The following is a 14,772-nucleotide window of genomic DNA, read 5'->3' as shown; positions in this document are numbered from 1 at the left end:
GTACGGCCCGCCGCCGTACGCCGCCCACCCCGTCCCGGGCGGCCCGGTCACCGCGGCGCCGCCGCGGCCGGCCGGGGGCCGGCCGAACCGCCGGGGCCGGGTCGTCCTCGCCGCCGCGACCGCCGTCGCCGTCGTCGGCGGCGGCATCGCCTACGCCGTGACGTCCGACCACGGCGGCGGATCCCGCAAGGGCGGCACGGCACAGGCGGCGCCGCCCGAGGCCCCGCAGGACCCCGCCGCGAACGCCCCGGGCAAGCCGTCCGGAAGTGCGTCGAAGCGCCCGCCCAAGGCCTCGCCCACGCCGGGCGCGAGCACCGGCGCCGGCCGGTCCCCGTCGGCCACCCCCAGCCCGACGTCGACCGGTTGCGGGGGCTGGGGCCACAAGGAGCGCGACGCGGGCACCTACGCGTACATGGCGGGCACCTTCCACATCGTGGCCGGGCCCTACCAGAACTGCCCGGACGTGGCCGTGGCCAAGAGCGGCAGCAAGCTCCAACTGGACTGCTACGTCGTCAACGCGTACGGCCACAAGTGGAGTTACGTCCGCGTCCCCGGCACGAAGACGGCCGGCTGGATGTCCGACGACAACCTGACCAGGCAGAGCGGCAAGTCGACGCGCTGCTGAGCCCACCGCGCCCCGGCCGTCCGCACGCTCCGGCCGCGTCTGCTGAGTTCGGCCGCATGTTCCTCCTCCGTGCGTAGGAGTCCGCGCCGTCCGCGCCGCCTGGACGCGGTGGCCGAGGAACTGCTGTTCGTGACGGGCCCGTTGCTGGTGGGCCTGCTGGTCGGGGTCGCCGCACCCGCGACCGGGCTCGTCGTGAGCGCCGTCCTGGTCCTGACCGGGACCCTCGCCCTGGTGTCGTCCCCGGCGGCCCGTGCCTGGCACGCCCCGCGCGCCGGGTCCGCGCCCGCGCCCGCAGCGGCGGAGCCGGCCGGAGCCGGGCCGGACGGGGCGCGGGCCACCCTCGCGCCCGCGGACGTACCGGACCGGCACGGGGTCCGCCGGACGGTCGCCGCCGCGGCCGGGGTGGGCGTGGTGCTCGGCGCCCTGGACCTGCTCGTCCTCGCCGCCGCCGACGCCAGGAACGCCCCCGCGGTGGTGCCGTGGGTGCTGGCCGCGGTCTCCGCCGGCAGCGCGCTCGGCGGCCTCGGCTACGGGGCCGTCGCCTGGCGTGCCCCGGCGCGCACCCGGCTGTCCCTGCTCGGCGCGGCCCTGGGGCTCACCCTGGCCGCCACGGGCCTGTGCGCCCCGCACCCGGCCCTGCTCGTGGCGTGGGCGGCCGTCGCCGGGGTGTTCGTCGCGCCCGCGCTCACCACCGCGTACCTGCTCGCCGACGAGAGCGCCGGTCCCGGCACCCGGACGAAGGCCGGGGCCTGGGTCAACACCGCGTACAACGCCGGCTCGACGGCCGCCACGGCGGCCACCGGCCTGCTCGTCGGCCCGCTCACGCTGCCGGTCTGCTTCGTCCTCGCCGCGGTCCCGGCCCTCTGCGGTGCCTGGACCGCCGCCACAACGGCCCCGGCGCCGGTGCGGCTCCGTGGAAGGAAGCCGCACCGGCGCCGGGGCGAGGGCGGGAGCGCGGAGGTCCGTCAGACCGCCGGAGCCGGGTAGGTCGGGTACTCGACGCCCGAGACGTGCTGGACGACCCGGATGACCTGGCAGGAGTAGCCGAACTCGTTGTCGTACCAGAGGTAGAGGATCGCGTTGTCGCCGTCGACCTTCGTGGCGCCGGCGTCGACGATCGAGGCGTGACGCGAGCCGACGAAGTCCATGGAGACGGCGTCGGGGGCGGTGGTGAAGTCGATCTGGCGCTTCAGCGGGGAGTTCAGCGAGACCTCACGGAGGTACTCGAGGACCTCCTCGCGGGTGGTCTCGCGGCCCAGGCGCAGGCTCAGGATGGCGATCGAGACGTCCGGGACGGGCACGCGGATCGAGCTGCCGGTGATCGGCGCCTTGAGCTCAGGCAGGGCCTTGGCGACGGCCGAGGCGGCACCGGTCTCGGTGATCACCATGTTCAGCGGCGCGGAACGGCCGCGGCGGTCGGCCTTGTGGTAGTTGTCCAGCAGGTTCTGGTCGTTGGTGAACGAGTGGACGGTCTCCACGTGGCCGCGCAGCACGCCGTACTCGTCGTCCATGGCCTTCAGCGGCGGGACGATCGCGTTGGTGGTGCAGGAGGCGCAGGACAGGATCTGCTCGTCCGGCTTGATGGTGTCGTGGTTGACGCCGTGGACGATGTTCGGGACGTCGCCCTTGCCCGGGGCGGTCAGGACGACCTTGTCGATACCGGGGCGCAGGTGCTTGGACAGGCCCTCGCGGTCGCGCCACTTGCCGGTGTTGTCGATGAGGATGGCGTCCTTGATGCCGTACGCCGTGTAGTCGACCTCGGACGGGTCGCCGGCGTAGATCACCTTGATCGCGTTGCCGTTGGCGACGATGGTGCTGTTGGCCTCGTCGACCGTGATCGTGCCGTTGAACTGGCCGTGGATCGAGTCGCGGCGCAGCAGCGAGGCGCGCTTGACGAGGTCGGCGTCGCCGCCGCCGCGCACGACGATGGCGCGCAGGCGCAGGCCGTTGCCCGACCCGGCCTTCTCGATGAGCAGGCGGGCGACGAGGCGGCCGATGCGGCCGAAGCCGTAGAGGACGACGTCGCGCGGCGCGGAGCGCTCGATCTTGTTCGCACCGGTGGCACCGGCGACGGCCTGGGCGGTGAACTCCTCCACCGTCAGACCGCGGTCGTCGGCCTGGTAGGTGGTGGCCAGCATGCCGAGGTCGATCTGCGAGGGGCCCAGGTCCAGCGTGGTGAGGGCCTGCAGGAACGGCATGGTGTCGGTGACCGACAGCTCCTCACCCGCGATCTGCCGGGCGAACCGGTGCGTCTTGAGGATGCTGACCACCGATTTGTTCACCAAGGAGCGGCTGTGGAGGAGGACGGTGACGTCCCGCTCGCGCTGCAGCTTCCCGATGATCGGGATCATCGACTCCGCGATCTCCTCGCGGTTCTTCCAGTTGGTGAACGAGTCGTCGTTGACAGTCACAGGCGTATCTTTCGAGCTAGGCGGCGCTCATATGCTAACCCCACGATGATTTGATCGATCAAAGGGGTGACGCAAGTCACCTAAAGTCGGACGGGTGTCACGGCGGGTGACCGACGGGTGCGCGGCTGTGTCCGGTGGACTTCACGGAATGTCGGGTGTGGACTGTTCTGTAGAGGTGCCGGAGGTGGAGATGGACGGTTTGCCGTTCCGGCTGGAGGTCTTCGAAGCGGGGAGCACGTGGGTCGTCACGTGTGCGTCCGAGTGCGGCGAGGCGGAGGCCCGCGTCCCGGCCCCCTTCTCCGAGGACGAGCTGCGCATCGCCCTCGCCCAGATCGAGACGGCGCTCACCAAGTCCTTCAGCGCGCTCGTCACCCGGCGGGCCTCGGTGTCGGAGCGGCCGGTACGGGACTTCGGCGAACGGCTGGCCGGCGCGGTCCTCAATCCGGACATCTTCATCCAGTTCGACCGGTGCAGGAGCCGGGCCAGGAGCGAGAAGCGGCCGCTACGGGTCCTGGTGCGCACCAGCGGCCCGAACGTCGAACGCATCCCCTGGGAGTACCTCGTCGACCCGTCCCGGCAGGACTACCTGGCGCTCAAGGTGCCGATCGTCCGGCGGCTGCGGCTGATGAACCCCGCGCCGCCCCTGAGCCTGACCCTCCCGCTGCGGGTGCTCGGCATCACCGCCCGCCCCACCGACCTCCCGGCGCTGGACGTGGAACGCGAACGCGACAGCATCTCGGGCATCCTGCGCACCAAGAGCTCCGAGAACGTCGACGTCCAGTGGCTGCGCAGCGACCGCTGGCACGACCTCGCCGACGAACTGCGGTTCGGGAGCTGGCACGTGCTGCACTGCGTCTGCCACGGCGGGTTCGACGCGGAACGGGGCGCCGGGTACATCGAGCTCACCGCGGACGACGGCACGGCCCGGCCCGTCTACGCGGAGGACATCGGGAGCGTGCTGGAGGACGGGGCGCCGCTGCGGCTGATCGTCCTGAACGCCTGCGACTCGGCGGTCTGCGGCGCCGACGACGTCTTCAGCAGTACGGCTGCCGCCCTGGCGCGGGTCGGGGTGCCGGCGGTGGTGGCCATGCAGCACGAGATCACCGACGGCGCGGCCTTCACCTTCGCCTCCTCGTTCTACGAGCGGATCGCCGAGGGGCTCCCGGTCGACCGGGCCGTCACCCTGGCGCGCGAGGACATGAAGATCCGCCTGGGCAGCCTGGAATGGGCGACACCGGTGCTGTTCCTGGCCTCCGACGAGACCCGTATCTTCTCCGTGCCGGAGAGCCGACAGGAACCCCACGAGCCCCCGATCGGTCTGGAGAAGGAGGAGGAACGTCCCCGCCGGGACCAGGCCCGGCTCCAGCCGCGCGACACGGCCACCACGGCCACCACGGCCACCACGACCACCACCTCCGACGAGCCGCCACCGGCCCACCGGACCCCGCCCGAGGCCCGCCCGCCGGGGCGGACGGCTTCGCGGACGGCCGGTCGGCCGGTGGGCCGGGGGAAGGGCTGCGGCGGGTTCGGGTGCTGGACGAGGTCGGTGCCTGCGCGCATCTGGCGGTGGGGCCCCGGGACCTGGTGGCCGTGGCGTGCGGGGACGACTCCGTCCGGGTGCTCGACGCGGACACCGGCCGGCTGCGGGCCCGGTGCCGGCTCGCCGAGGGCGACCGGCCCGTGTGGCTGGCCTGGAGCCCCTGGTCCCGGCACGTGGCCAGCCGCCACGAGGGCGGGGACGTCGTGGTCTGGGACCTGCGGACCGAGGTGCCCGCCCATGTGATCGGCGTCGGCACCGACCTCGGCACCTCCCTGGCCTTCAGCAGCGACGGACACTGGCTGGCCGTCCCCGCCGGCGACCACGTCCACGTCTACGACGCGGACGGACACCTGGCGCGCGACCTGACCGTCCCCCCGTGCCCCCCGCCGGGAACGCCACGCTCCGGCGGCTCCGCCGCGCTCACCGGGCCCGGCGGACTCGGCCCGCTGGCCTTCGCCCCCGGCGACCGGCACCTGGTGATCGCCTGCCTCGACGGCGTCCTGCGCAAGCTCGACGTGCACGGCCGGCTCGTCGGGACCTGGCCCCACCGTGCGCCCGTGTCCGACCTGGCCGTCGCCCAGGACGTGCTCGTCACCGGCTGCCTGGACGGGCGCGTACGCGTGTGGTCGTGGGACGAGGAGATGCTGCGGCGCACCCCGTACGGGCCGTTGCCCGACCACCTGGCCCTCTCCGCCGACGCCTCGACGGTCGCCGTCGCGGACGAGGAGGGTGTGATCACCCTCTGGGAGCACGAGGCCCACCGGCTCTCCGACCCGGCGACGGCGGCGGGGCAGTCCCCGGCCGGGGTGGCCTTCCTCGGACGTGACCGGGGGCTGGTGACCGGCACCCACGACGGTGTCGTCGAGCGGTGGGCGCTGCCCGGCCGGGTGGCCGCCCGGAAGGGTGCGGCATGAGCAGACCCGAGATCGAGATCTTCTGGCCCGCGACCCTCCCCACCGAACCGGCCGTCGACGGCGAGGACATGCTGCGCCGGGCGGGGTTCGAGGCGACCTGCCTGCTGCGGCCCGTCCGCAGGGGAGTCGAGGACGTCGTCCTCGTGCTGGTGACCAGCGTGGTGCTGGAGCCCTTCCTGAAGACCCTCTTCGAGCGGCTGGCCGAGGACGCGCACGAGGGGCTGAAGGCCTTCGTCCGCCGGCTCCTGGACCGGCCGGCGAAGGACGCGCCGGCTCCCGTCGGAGTGGTGATCGAGGCGGGCACCACCGGAGCCCGGTTCCAGTTCACCGGCGACCTGCCGGACAAGGCGTACGCGCAGGTCGTCGACATCAACGCCGGCGGTGACCGCTGGACCTGGGACGCGAACCTGGCCCTGTGGACCCCCGCCTGACCCGGTGCTCACGGAAGGCGACCGAACCCATGGCAGACCGACCCGACCCCGCCCCGCCCGGGAACCCGCCCGACCCGATGGAACCGAGGGACCCGCTGGGGCGGACCGACCCGGCCGACCCCCGGAGCACGCACGAGGACGACTGGGGCGACGAGACGACTCCGTGGCAGAAGTCCGGCCGCTGGACACCCGCGGACGCCGCCGGGCCGGCCCCCGCCGACACCGCGCCGACGGACCGGGCGCCGGCGCGGCCCTTCAGGTCGTACCTGGTGCCCGCGATCGTCGCCTCCTTCCTCTTCCTGCCCACCGGCCTCGCGGCCGTCGTGTACGCCGCCCAGGCCGGCACGCGCCAGGAGCTGGGCGACGCCGAGGGCGCCGCCGCCCGCGCGGCGAAGGCCCGGCTGTGGGCCCTGGTGAGCCTCGTGGTCGCCGTGGTCCTGTGGGTCCTGGTCGCCTTCCTGCTCGGCGGCTCGGACCCCGGCACCCGCACGGAGGAGCTCCCGATGCTCTGACCGCGGCGCGGCCCGGGAACCCCCGGGCGCCCGGCGCGAGTTCAGCAGGCATGGCACACATCCACCGCACCACCATGTCCCCCACCAAGCTCGAACTCCTCGCCGGCTGGCTGCCCTCACGGCCCTGGTACGTCCCCACGGGGCGGGCCCCGGAGCCGGTCCGGGCGGGCGGGTTCCGGCTCGACGACCCCCGGGGCGAGGTGGGCATCGAGTTCATGGTGGTCGCGGACGCCTCCGGCGACGCTCCCGCGGCGTACCTGGTGCCCCTGACCTACCGGGGCGCGCCGCTGGAGGGCGCGGAGCAGGCGCTCGTCGGCACCAGCGAGCACGGTGTGCTCGGCACCCGGTGGATCTACGACGGCACGCACGACCCGGTCCTGGTGGCCCAGCTGCTCGCCCTGCTCCAGGGCCGCGCCGAACCGCAGGCCCAGAGCGAGTCCGACACCCCCGACCCCACCGTCCACGTGTCCGTCGACCCCACCGCAGCCACGACCGCGGCCGCGTCCGACGTCCCCGGGACCGTGGGGGACTTCGTCGTGAGCGACCGGGCGGACGGCACGGAGCTCGTCCTGGGCGACGCCCCCACCGGGCCGCTGACCCTCGGTGTCTCGCGCCTGCTGCGCCCGGCCGCGCCGGACGCGCCCGCTCCGGCCGGCGCCCTGGCCCGTGTCACCGCGCCCTGGGCACCGGCCGAGGGTGCGGCCCGTGTCCGTGGGCCGGTCGCCGTCCTGCGCGCCGGGGCCCGCTGACGCGTCGGTCGTCAGCCCGTCCCCCGTGGTGCCGTCGCAGCCGCCCGGGGGGCCTCCAGGCGGGCGAGCCACGTGGTGAGCAGGGCCTGGAGGGCGGCGGCCTCGGCCGGGTCGAGGGCGTCGAGCAGGCGGCGTTCGTTGCGCATGTGCTCGGCGAACGCGGTGTCGATCAGCTCCCGCCCGGCCGGGGTCAGGGCCACCACCCGGCCGCGGCCGTCGCCCGCCGCCCGGCGCCGGGTGACCAGGCCGTCCCGTTCGAGGCGGTCCACCCGCTTGGTCATCGCCCCCGTGGTCACCATGGTGAAGGCGGCCAGCTCGCCGGGGGCCCGCTCGTAGGGCGCCCCGGCCCGGCGGAGCGCGGCGAGGACGTCGAACTCGCCCTCGCCGAGACCGTAGCGGCGGTAGACCACGCACAGCTCCTCGGTCAGCAGCGCCGCCAGCCGGTGCAGCCGGCCCAGGACGCCCTGCGGGGAGACGTCGAGGTCCGGGCGCTCGCGCGCCCATTCCGCCTGGATCCGGGCCACATGGTCGGGCGCCGGGGTCCCGGGCGTGTCGATGCCTTCCCGGGAAGGTACATTGTCTTCCATGGAAGGTATTCTACGCCGGATGCTGCTGACGGCCGTGGCGCCGATCGCGTGGGGGACCACCTACTACGTCACCCACGCCCATCTCCCGGCCGACGCCCCGCTGTACGGCGCAGTGCTGCGGGCCCTGCCCGCCGGCCTGCTGCTCCTGGCCGTCCGCAGGCGCCTCCCGCACGGGCCCTGGTGGTGGAAGTCCCTGGTCCTCGGCGTGCTGAACATGGGCGCCTTCTTCGTCCTCGTCTACGTCGCCGCCCAGCTCCTGCCCACGAGCATCGCCTCGTCCGTCATGGCCACCTCCCCGCTGTCCCTGATGCTGTTCGCCTGGGCGCTGGCCGGCGAGCGGCCCGGCGCCCGTCCGCTGGCCGGGGCGGCGGTCGGGATCGCCGGGGTCGGGCTGCTCCTGCTCACCGGGGTCGGCGCCGTGGACCCCGTCGGGGTGCTCGCCTCGGTCGCCGCGCTGCTGTCGGCGTCCGTCGGCTACGTCCTGGCCAAGCGCTGGAGCGGCGAGGTCGACGTCCTGGCCTCGACCTCCTGGCAGCTCATCGCCGGGGGCCTGGTGCTCCTGCCGGCGGCCGTGCTCGGCGAAGGGGCGCCGCCCCGGTTGGACACCGATTCCGCCCTCGCCTTCGGCTACGTCACCGTGGTCGCCACGGCCCTCGCCTTCACCGCCTGGTTCGCCGGCCTCGCCCGGCTGCCCGCCTCGACCGTGGGCCTGATCGGCCTGCTCAACCCGGTCACCGGGGTGCTGCTCGGTGTGCTGCTGGCCGGGGACACCCTGACGGGCCGGCAGCTCGTGGGCCTGGGCATGGTCCTGCTCGGCGTCCTCGCCGGACGACCCGCCCGCAGCGGGGCCCGCGGCCGGAGCCGGGACGGGGGCCCGGCCGGGGCGGACCGGCCCGCGGGGTGGCGTAGGCTCGGGCGTTCGTCGCCGATCCACGCTGGGAAGCCCGAATGACGCTCACCGGTCCGCAGTCCGTCGACCGTGCGCTGGACATCGTGGACGCCGTGGCCGAGGCGTCCGGCCCGGTCACCGCCAAGGCCCTGGCCCGGCAGCTGGGGTGCTCGCTGTCGACCGTCTACCACCTCCTCGGCCCCCTCACCGCCCGCGGCCACGTGGTGCGCACCGCGCGCGGCTATGTGCCCGGCCCCCGGATCCCCGGGCTGCACCGCGCCTTCCGGCGGCACCTGCACCCCGCGCCCGGCCTCGGCGAGCTGCTGCCCCGGCTGCGGCGGGAGACCGGCGCCGAGGCGTACTGGACGGCGTACCGGGCGGGCCTGATCACCGTGGTGGACACGACCGCCCCGGTGACGGACGACAGCCACCCCTTCACCCCGGGCCACGAGACCCGCGCCCACGCCACCGCGCACGGCAAGGCGCTGCTCGCCGAGCTGCCGCGCCCGCTGCGCCGCCGCTACCTCGCCGACCACGGCATGGCCCGGTTCACCGAGGCCACCATCACCGATGCCGAACGGATGGAGGCCGAGCTGGTCCGGATCCGCCACCAGGGCTTCGCCGTCTCGGTCGGCGAGGCGGACCCGGCGTACACCTGCCTGGCCGTCGCCCTGCCGGGGCCGCGCCAGGACGGGGTGGTCCACGCCCTGTCGGTGTCCCTGCCGACCCGCGACTTCCACCGCCGGGCCGCGGCGGTCCGCACGGCGGTGGCCGCAGCGGCGGCCGTCGCCCTCGGCTGAGCCCGGATTTTCCGGCCCTGCCGGAATCCCTCCGGAGCCGGGGGCCGCCGGGCCCCGGCCCCGGCATGCTGGGACGCATGATCTTCATCGCCGTCAGGTTCGACGTCCGTCCCGAGTACAGCGACGAGTGGCTCACCCTCGTCGACGACTTCACCCGCGCCACCCGGGCCGAGCCCGGCAACCTCTTCTACGACTGGTCCCGCAGCGTCGACGACCCCCACCGCTACACCCTGCTGGAAGGTTTCGCCGACGCCGAGGCGGGCGCCGCCCACGTGGCCTCCGACCACTTCGAGGCCGGCATGGAGACCATGGCCGGGGCGATCGCCGCCCGCCCCGAGATCATCCACGTGGACATGCCCGGCCAGGACGGCTGGAGCGCCATGGCCGAGCTGTCGCCGCGGCCCTGACGGACCGCCGGGTCGGGAAGGGGCCGCCAGGCCGGAACGGGCCGCCGGGTCAGAAGCGGCAGGTGTCCACGCCGTCCAGCCAGGCCGGCCCCTGGATGTAGATGTTCGTCACCCAGGCCTGGTAGTCGGGCAGGTACGACCAGGCGTCGTTGGTGTAGCCGTCCGAGGTGACCTCCTCGGCGTGCTTCTGGCACGCCACGCGGACGGTCGTCGGCCCCGGGAAGGCGTACACCCGCTCCGCCCGCAGCGCCGGCTGCTTCTTGGTCCACACCCCGCTGCCCCAGGTCTGGAAGACGTGCCCGGTCACCGGCCCGGTGTTCACCCGGACCGCGCCGAAGTAGCCGGCCGTCCGTACGTCGCTGACCATCAGCTTGGTGCCGGACTGCCGGGCCTCCACCATCTTGCCGCCGCCCAGGTAGAGGGCGATGTGGTGGAGGTCCTGCGAGGTGCCCCAGGCCAGCAGGTCACCGGGCAGCAGCGGGGCCAGGCCCTGCGCCGCGCTGAACCGTTCGGCGGCGCGGTGGGTGTAGTACTGCTGGCTCGCCACCCCGTCGAGGATGTCCGAGCCGGCCGCCTGCGCGTACGCGTACCGGACCAGCCCCGAGCAGTCGAAGCCGCGCCGTTCGGGGTCGTGCTCACTGGCCGGGTCGGTCGGGTCCACCTGCCCGTAGGTGGGGCCGGGCTCCGCCCCGTGCCCGCCGCCCCACGTGTACCAGGTGCCCGCCGCCACCTGCGCACAGGCGGCGGCGATCGCCCGCTCGGCCGCCGCGGAGGCGCCCGGGGCCAGCGGAGCACACCCCTCGGCGGCGGCCACGGCCGGCCGCCCGGCCGTGGCCGCCGCGGCGGACACCGCGGTCCACAGCAGCAGGGCCAGCAGTGCGGCCACGGCCGTGCCGACCCGTCGGAAAGAGCCAAGAGTCATACGAGAACCCCCGTTTCGGATGCATGGGAGGAACGGCGCGCGGACGCGTCACGTCCCCGCCGAGCAGCCTGGGCCGCCGCGCCCCCGCCCGTCGAGGCCCGGACGGCACCCCACTGCGGTGGGCAACGGGAAACCCCGGGAAACCCCCAGGTCAGGCCAGGACGTGCGGACATGACGGATCGGCAGCCGGGTCCAGCCGGCAGATCTGGCCCAGCCGCGCGCCGACGTCCAGGTCCCACAGCCGTACGGTGCCGTCGTTGCTGCTGCTCGCCACCGTCCGGCCGTCCGGGGCGAACGCGATGCCCCAGACCGCGTTCGTATGACCGGCCAGCACGGCCCGGACCCGCCGCCCGGCCACGTCCCACAGCCGGACCGTACGGTCGTTGCCGCTGCTGGCCAGGGTCCGGCCGTCGGGGGAGAAGGCGATGCCGCGCGCCGAGCCCGCATGGCCGGACAGCTCCGCCACGGGCCGGCCCGCCGGGACGTCCCACAGCCGGACCGTCCCGTCGTTGCCGCTGCTGGCCAGGGTCCGTCCGTCCGGGGCGAAGGCCAGGCCCCGCACCGCGCCCGTATGGCCGGTGAGCGTGGCCGTCGGGCGCCGCCCGGCCACGTCCCACAGCCGGACCGTCAGATCGTCCCCCGCGCTGGCGAGGGTGCGCCCGTCCCGGCTGAACACCACGGCGTTGGCGAAGTCGCTGTGCCCGGTGAGCACGGCCAACGGCCGGGACCCGGCCGGGTCCCACAGCCGTACCGTCCCGTCTGCGCCTGCGGAGGCCAGGGTCCGCCCGTCGGGGGCGAACGCCACCGAGAACACCGCGCCGTTGTGCCCGCTGAGGACCACGGGGTCCCCGGTGCCGGTGAGGTCCCACAGCCGTACCGTGCCGTCGGAGCCGGCCGAGGCCAGCGTCCGCCCGTCCGGGGCGAACGCCACCGAGAACACCGCCTCCCGATGCCCCGTCAGCCTCCGCACCACCGCCCGCCGCACCACGTCCCACACCAGCACCGTGTGATCGCCGCAGGCCGTGGCCAGCAGCGTGCCGTCCGGAGCGTACGCCGCCTGCCACACCTCGGTGAACGGCCGCGAGGTCAGTACGGGCCCGCGCAGGTCCCACAGCACCACCGAACGGTCGAAGGAGGCGGTGGCGAGCACCGTCCCGCCCGGATCCACGGCCACCCCGAGCACATAGTCGGTGTGCCCGGCCAGCGAGGCCGTCTGCCGGCCGGAGCGCACGTCCCACAGCCGGGTCGTGCCGTCGCCGCCGGCGCTGACCACGGTGGTGCCGTCGGGGGTGTACGCGACGGCGTTGACGTCGTCGCTGTGCCCGGTCAGGGTCGCGGCGGGGCGGCCCTCGGCCACGTCCCACAGCCGCACCGTCCGGTCCACGCCGCCGGTGGCCACCGTCCGGCCGTCCGGGGCGAAGGCCGCGCCGAGCACCTCGTCGGTGTGGCCCGTCAGCACGGCGGTCCCCTCCGCCCGTCCGGTGTCCCACAGCCGTACGGTCCGGTCGGCGCCCGCCGAGACCAGGGTGCGGCCGTCCGGAGCGAACGCCAGGGCGTTGACCCGTCCGGTGTGCCCGGGCAGCGTGGCCACGGCCCGGGGCGCAGCGGAGGGCGCCGGCGCGGTCCAGAGCTGGACCGTCCCGTCCGCGGCCGCCGTGGCGAGCGTCCGCCCGTCCGGGGCGAAGGCCAGCGCCCGGGCCCCGGCCGTGCTCGCGGGCAGGACGACGGGCGCGCCGCGCCCGGCCGCGTCCCACAGCCGGACCGGCCCGTCCGTGGAGGTCGCGGCGAGGGTGCGGCCGTCCGCGCCGAAGGCGACCGCGCGCACCCGGCCGGGCACGGTGAACGTCGCGGTCGTGCGCCGGCCCGCGACCGATCGCAGCGTCACCGTGCCGTCGGAGGAACCGGTGGCCAGCGTCCGCCCGTCCGGGGCGAACGCCACCGCGTTGACCGGACCGCCGTGCCCGCCGAGCCGGCCCAGGAACGGCTGCGCCTGGGTGCTCAGCAGGGCCCCGCGCGCCTCGGTGGTCGCCCGGGTCCGGTACGCCTGCGCGGCCAGCCGCATCGACGCCTCCGGCTGACCGGAGGCCAGGGCCAGCGACTGCGCCGCGAGCGCCTGGGAACGGGCCGCGCGCTCCTGCCGCAGCGCGCCCGCCCGCTGCTGGTACGCCACCCCGGACGCGGCCAGCGCGAGCACCAGGAGCACGACCAGCGCGGCCACCGACCGCTGCCGGCGCCGGACCTGGCGCCGCTCCTGCCGGGCCCGGGCGTCCTCGGCCTCCTGGCTGGCGCGCAGGAACGCGGCCTCCCGCGGGGCGAGCCGGCCGCGGCCGTCCAGCTCGTCGGCCCAGCTGCGGGCGGCCTCCAGCCGGGGGCCGCGGTAGAGCGCGTCGGCGTCCCGGCCCTCGCGCTCCCACTCGTCGGCGGCATGGGCGAGCTGCTGGTGGATCAGCAGTCCGGCCCGGTCCGCCCGGATCCAGTCGCGCAGCCGCGGCCAACTGCGCAGCAGGGCCTCATGGGTGATCGCGACGGTGTCCCGGTCCAGGGTGATCAGCCGGGCCTGGACGAAGGTGTCGAGCGCCGCCGCCGCCCGCTCGGGGTCCCCGGTCTGCGCCAGCAGCTCGGCCCGGTCCCGACGGCGGCGCGTGGCCCCCGCCCCGTCCACGACGTGCACCAGCCGGACCAGCAGCCGCCGGATGGTGCGCTGTTCGGCCGGGTAGAGCCGGGCGAAGACGGTCTCGGCGGTGCGGGCGACGGCGCCCTGGATGCCGCCGCTGCGCTCGTACCCGGCCACGGTCAGCGTGGAGCCCTCGCGCTGCTGCCAGGTGGCCATCAGCGCGTGGGAGATCAGCGGCAGCGCGCCGGGCGAGTCCGCGTCGCGCAGCAGCAGGGGGACCAGCCCGGGTTCGAGGGTGAGCCCGGAGAGTTCGGCGGGGCGGGTGATCGCCTCGCGCAGTTCCTCCTCCGCCATCGGCGGCGGCACGAACAACCCGTCGGCGAAGACCTCGGCCAGATCGGGCAGGTCCAGACAGCTCCCGGAGAAGTCGGCCCGTACGCCGAGCACCACGACGGCGGCGTCGGGACCGTCCGCGGTGGCGGGGCCCGGGCGGGCGAGGGCGCACAGGACGTGGACGAAGGCGCGTCGTTCGGCCTCGTCGGAGCAGAGGGTGAACAGTTCCTCGAACTGGTCCACGACGAGCACCGGCCGCAACGGCGGGCGCCGCCCGCCGTCCCCGGGCCCCTCCGCGGTTCCCGGCCCGTCCTGCGTGCCCGGCCCGTCCGCCACCGGTGCGTCCCCCGCCAGGCGGTGCACCGCTTCGAGCAGGGCGGCCGGCCGGTCCCGTAACTGCCCCGGGTCCAGCCCGTGGTCGCTGCCCAGCACCTTCGCGGTGCGGTCGAGCAGCTCCTCCAGGGGCCGGGCGGTCGGGGTGAACCGCACCACCGGCCACCGGTCGGCGCCGGGCATGGGAAATGCGCCGGGGCGCCGCAGGGCGGGCACCAGACCGGCGTTGAGCAGCGAGGACTTGCCCGCCCCCGAGGGCGCCACGAGCAGCAGCGGCCCCTGCCCGATCCGCTCGAAGACCCGCTCGACCAGCAGGGCCGTGGCCCGCTCGCGGCCGAAGAACCAGCGCGTGTCCTGCGGGGTGAACGCGGGCAGCCCACGGTAGGGGCAGGTACCGGCGGACTGGCCGGAACCGGGGGTGCCGGGGGCCGGGCCGGCCGTGGGGTCGCGCGTCACCGCCGCCTCCGACAGCAGGGCCAGTAGTTCGCCCTCCGCCTGGAGCACCTGGTCGCAGCGGCGGGCCACGTCGATCGTCACCCGCTTGGCGCCGGTCTCGATCTTGCTGAGATAGCCCTTGCTGTAGTGCGTACGGCGGGCCAGGTCGGCGAGCGACAGGCCGCGTTCGGTGCGCAGGCGTCTCAGCTGTGCGGGGAAGGACACCGGCATGTCGGTGCCGGATGCTGTGTGCTGATGGTCGGTCGTCCG

13 protein-coding genes and 1 pseudogene are annotated in these 14,772 nt (G+C 75.3%); 10 read left to right on the top strand and 4 right to left on the bottom strand.

What is annotated here, in order from left to right:
* Positions 1 to 625 (top strand): annotated as a pseudogene (locus EF918_RS36805) (serine/threonine protein kinase); the annotation flags it as partial.
* A gap of 69 nt (positions 626 to 694) precedes the next feature.
* A complete protein-coding gene (locus EF918_RS07615) occupies positions 695 to 1,612 on the top strand; it encodes an MFS transporter (protein ID WP_125642775.1) in 918 nt (305 codons plus the stop codon).
* Here the strand turns inward: EF918_RS07615 and EF918_RS07610 are convergent.
* Positions 1,591 to 3,036, bottom strand: a complete 1,446-nt coding sequence (locus EF918_RS07610; protein WP_125642772.1) for a glyceraldehyde-3-phosphate dehydrogenase — start codon at positions 3,034 to 3,036, stop codon at positions 1,591 to 1,593. The genes EF918_RS07615 and EF918_RS07610 overlap by 22 nt on opposite strands.
* A 157-nt stretch (positions 3,037 to 3,193) precedes the next feature.
* Between EF918_RS07610 and EF918_RS07605 the strand changes: the two genes are divergently transcribed.
* From EF918_RS07605 to EF918_RS07590, 5 genes are read left to right on the top strand one after another with little or no spacing between them, the layout of a single operon-like run.
* Positions 3,194 to 4,819, top strand: a complete 1,626-nt coding sequence (locus EF918_RS07605) for a CHAT domain-containing protein (protein ID WP_185921637.1) — start codon at positions 3,194 to 3,196, stop codon at positions 4,817 to 4,819.
* Positions 4,750 to 5,490: a WD40 repeat domain-containing protein gene (locus tag EF918_RS36800; RefSeq protein ID WP_185921636.1), complete on the top strand. Its 741-nt coding sequence runs from the start codon at positions 4,750 to 4,752 to the stop codon at positions 5,488 to 5,490. Before EF918_RS07605 ends, EF918_RS36800 begins: the two co-directional genes overlap by 70 nt.
* Positions 5,487 to 5,921, top strand: a complete 435-nt coding sequence (locus EF918_RS07600; RefSeq protein ID WP_125642766.1) for a hypothetical protein — start codon at positions 5,487 to 5,489, stop codon at positions 5,919 to 5,921. The genes EF918_RS36800 and EF918_RS07600 overlap by 4 nt, the downstream gene beginning before the upstream one ends.
* A 29-nt stretch (positions 5,922 to 5,950) precedes the next feature.
* Positions 5,951 to 6,433, top strand: coding sequence for a CD225/dispanin family protein (locus EF918_RS37665; RefSeq protein WP_221889691.1), 483 nt, complete (start codon positions 5,951 to 5,953; stop codon positions 6,431 to 6,433).
* A 50-nt stretch (positions 6,434 to 6,483) separates the two neighbouring features.
* Entirely contained in the window at positions 6,484 to 7,182 is a 699-nt protein-coding gene (locus EF918_RS07590) for a 1,4-alpha-glucan branching protein (protein WP_125642763.1), read from the top strand.
* An 11-nt stretch (positions 7,183 to 7,193) separates the two neighbouring features.
* On the opposite strand, the gene EF918_RS07585 is transcribed toward EF918_RS07590, so the two are convergent.
* Positions 7,194 to 7,769, bottom strand: a complete 576-nt coding sequence (locus EF918_RS07585; protein WP_125642759.1) for a MarR family winged helix-turn-helix transcriptional regulator — start codon at positions 7,767 to 7,769, stop codon at positions 7,194 to 7,196.
* On the opposite strand from EF918_RS07585, the gene EF918_RS07580 reads away from it, so the two are divergent.
* The 3 genes from EF918_RS07580 (at position 7,768) to EF918_RS07570 (ending at position 9,865) form a co-directional block, all read left to right on the top strand.
* Positions 7,768 to 8,721 carry an EamA family transporter gene (locus EF918_RS07580; protein WP_125642756.1) on the top strand — a complete coding sequence of 318 codons (954 nt, stop codon included), beginning with the start codon at positions 7,768 to 7,770 and terminating at the stop codon, positions 8,719 to 8,721. The two genes, EF918_RS07585 and EF918_RS07580, sit on opposite strands and share 2 nt — an antisense overlap.
* Positions 8,718 to 9,458, top strand: a complete 741-nt coding sequence (locus EF918_RS07575; RefSeq protein ID WP_125642753.1) for an IclR family transcriptional regulator — start codon at positions 8,718 to 8,720, stop codon at positions 9,456 to 9,458. Before EF918_RS07580 ends, EF918_RS07575 begins: the two co-directional genes overlap by 4 nt.
* Before the next feature lie 77 nt (positions 9,459 to 9,535).
* Complete coding sequence (locus EF918_RS07570; RefSeq protein ID WP_125642750.1) at positions 9,536 to 9,865, top strand: putative quinol monooxygenase; 330 nt, start codon at positions 9,536 to 9,538, stop codon at positions 9,863 to 9,865.
* Positions 9,866 to 9,914: 49 nt separating this feature from the next.
* Here the strand turns inward: EF918_RS07570 and EF918_RS07565 are convergent, their stop codons facing one another.
* Entirely contained in the window at positions 9,915 to 10,787 is an 873-nt protein-coding gene (locus EF918_RS07565; RefSeq protein ID WP_125642747.1) for an NlpC/P60 family protein, read from the bottom strand.
* A 151-nt stretch (positions 10,788 to 10,938) separates the two neighbouring features.
* On the bottom strand, positions 10,939 to 14,727 hold the full coding sequence (locus tag EF918_RS07560) for a helix-turn-helix domain-containing protein (RefSeq protein ID WP_260609948.1): 3,789 nt from the start codon (positions 14,725 to 14,727) through the stop codon (positions 10,939 to 10,941).
* Positions 14,728 to 14,772: the final 45 nt, after the last annotated feature.

The sequence above is a fragment of the Streptomyces sp. WAC06614 genome, from assembly GCF_003949795.1.
Lineage (GTDB): Bacteria > Actinomycetota > Actinomycetes > Streptomycetales > Streptomycetaceae > Streptomyces.
Note: the sequence above shows the minus strand (reverse complement) of the source record. Positions and strands in the feature narration are given on the sequence as shown.

Excerpts from the sequence above, each read along its gene's own strand:
- EF918_RS07600 (WP_125642766.1), top strand. The coding sequence starts at position 5,487 with ATGAGCAGACCCGAGATCGAGATCTTCTGGCCCGCGACCCTCCCCACC.
- EF918_RS37665 (WP_221889691.1), top strand. The coding sequence starts at position 5,951 with ATGGCAGACCGACCCGACCCCGCCCCGCCCGGGAACCCGCCCGACCCG.
- EF918_RS07590 (WP_125642763.1), top strand. The coding sequence starts at position 6,484 with ATGGCACACATCCACCGCACCACCATGTCCCCCACCAAGCTCGAACTC.
- EF918_RS07580 (WP_125642756.1), top strand. The coding sequence starts at position 7,768 with ATGGAAGGTATTCTACGCCGGATGCTGCTGACGGCCGTGGCGCCGATC.
- EF918_RS07585 (WP_125642759.1), bottom strand. The coding sequence starts at position 7,769 with ATGGAAGACAATGTACCTTCCCGGGAAGGCATCGACACGCCCGGGACC.
- EF918_RS07575 (WP_125642753.1), top strand. The coding sequence starts at position 8,718 with ATGACGCTCACCGGTCCGCAGTCCGTCGACCGTGCGCTGGACATCGTG.
- EF918_RS07570 (WP_125642750.1), top strand. The coding sequence starts at position 9,536 with ATGATCTTCATCGCCGTCAGGTTCGACGTCCGTCCCGAGTACAGCGAC.
- EF918_RS07565 (WP_125642747.1), bottom strand. The coding sequence starts at position 10,787 with ATGACTCTTGGCTCTTTCCGACGGGTCGGCACGGCCGTGGCCGCACTG.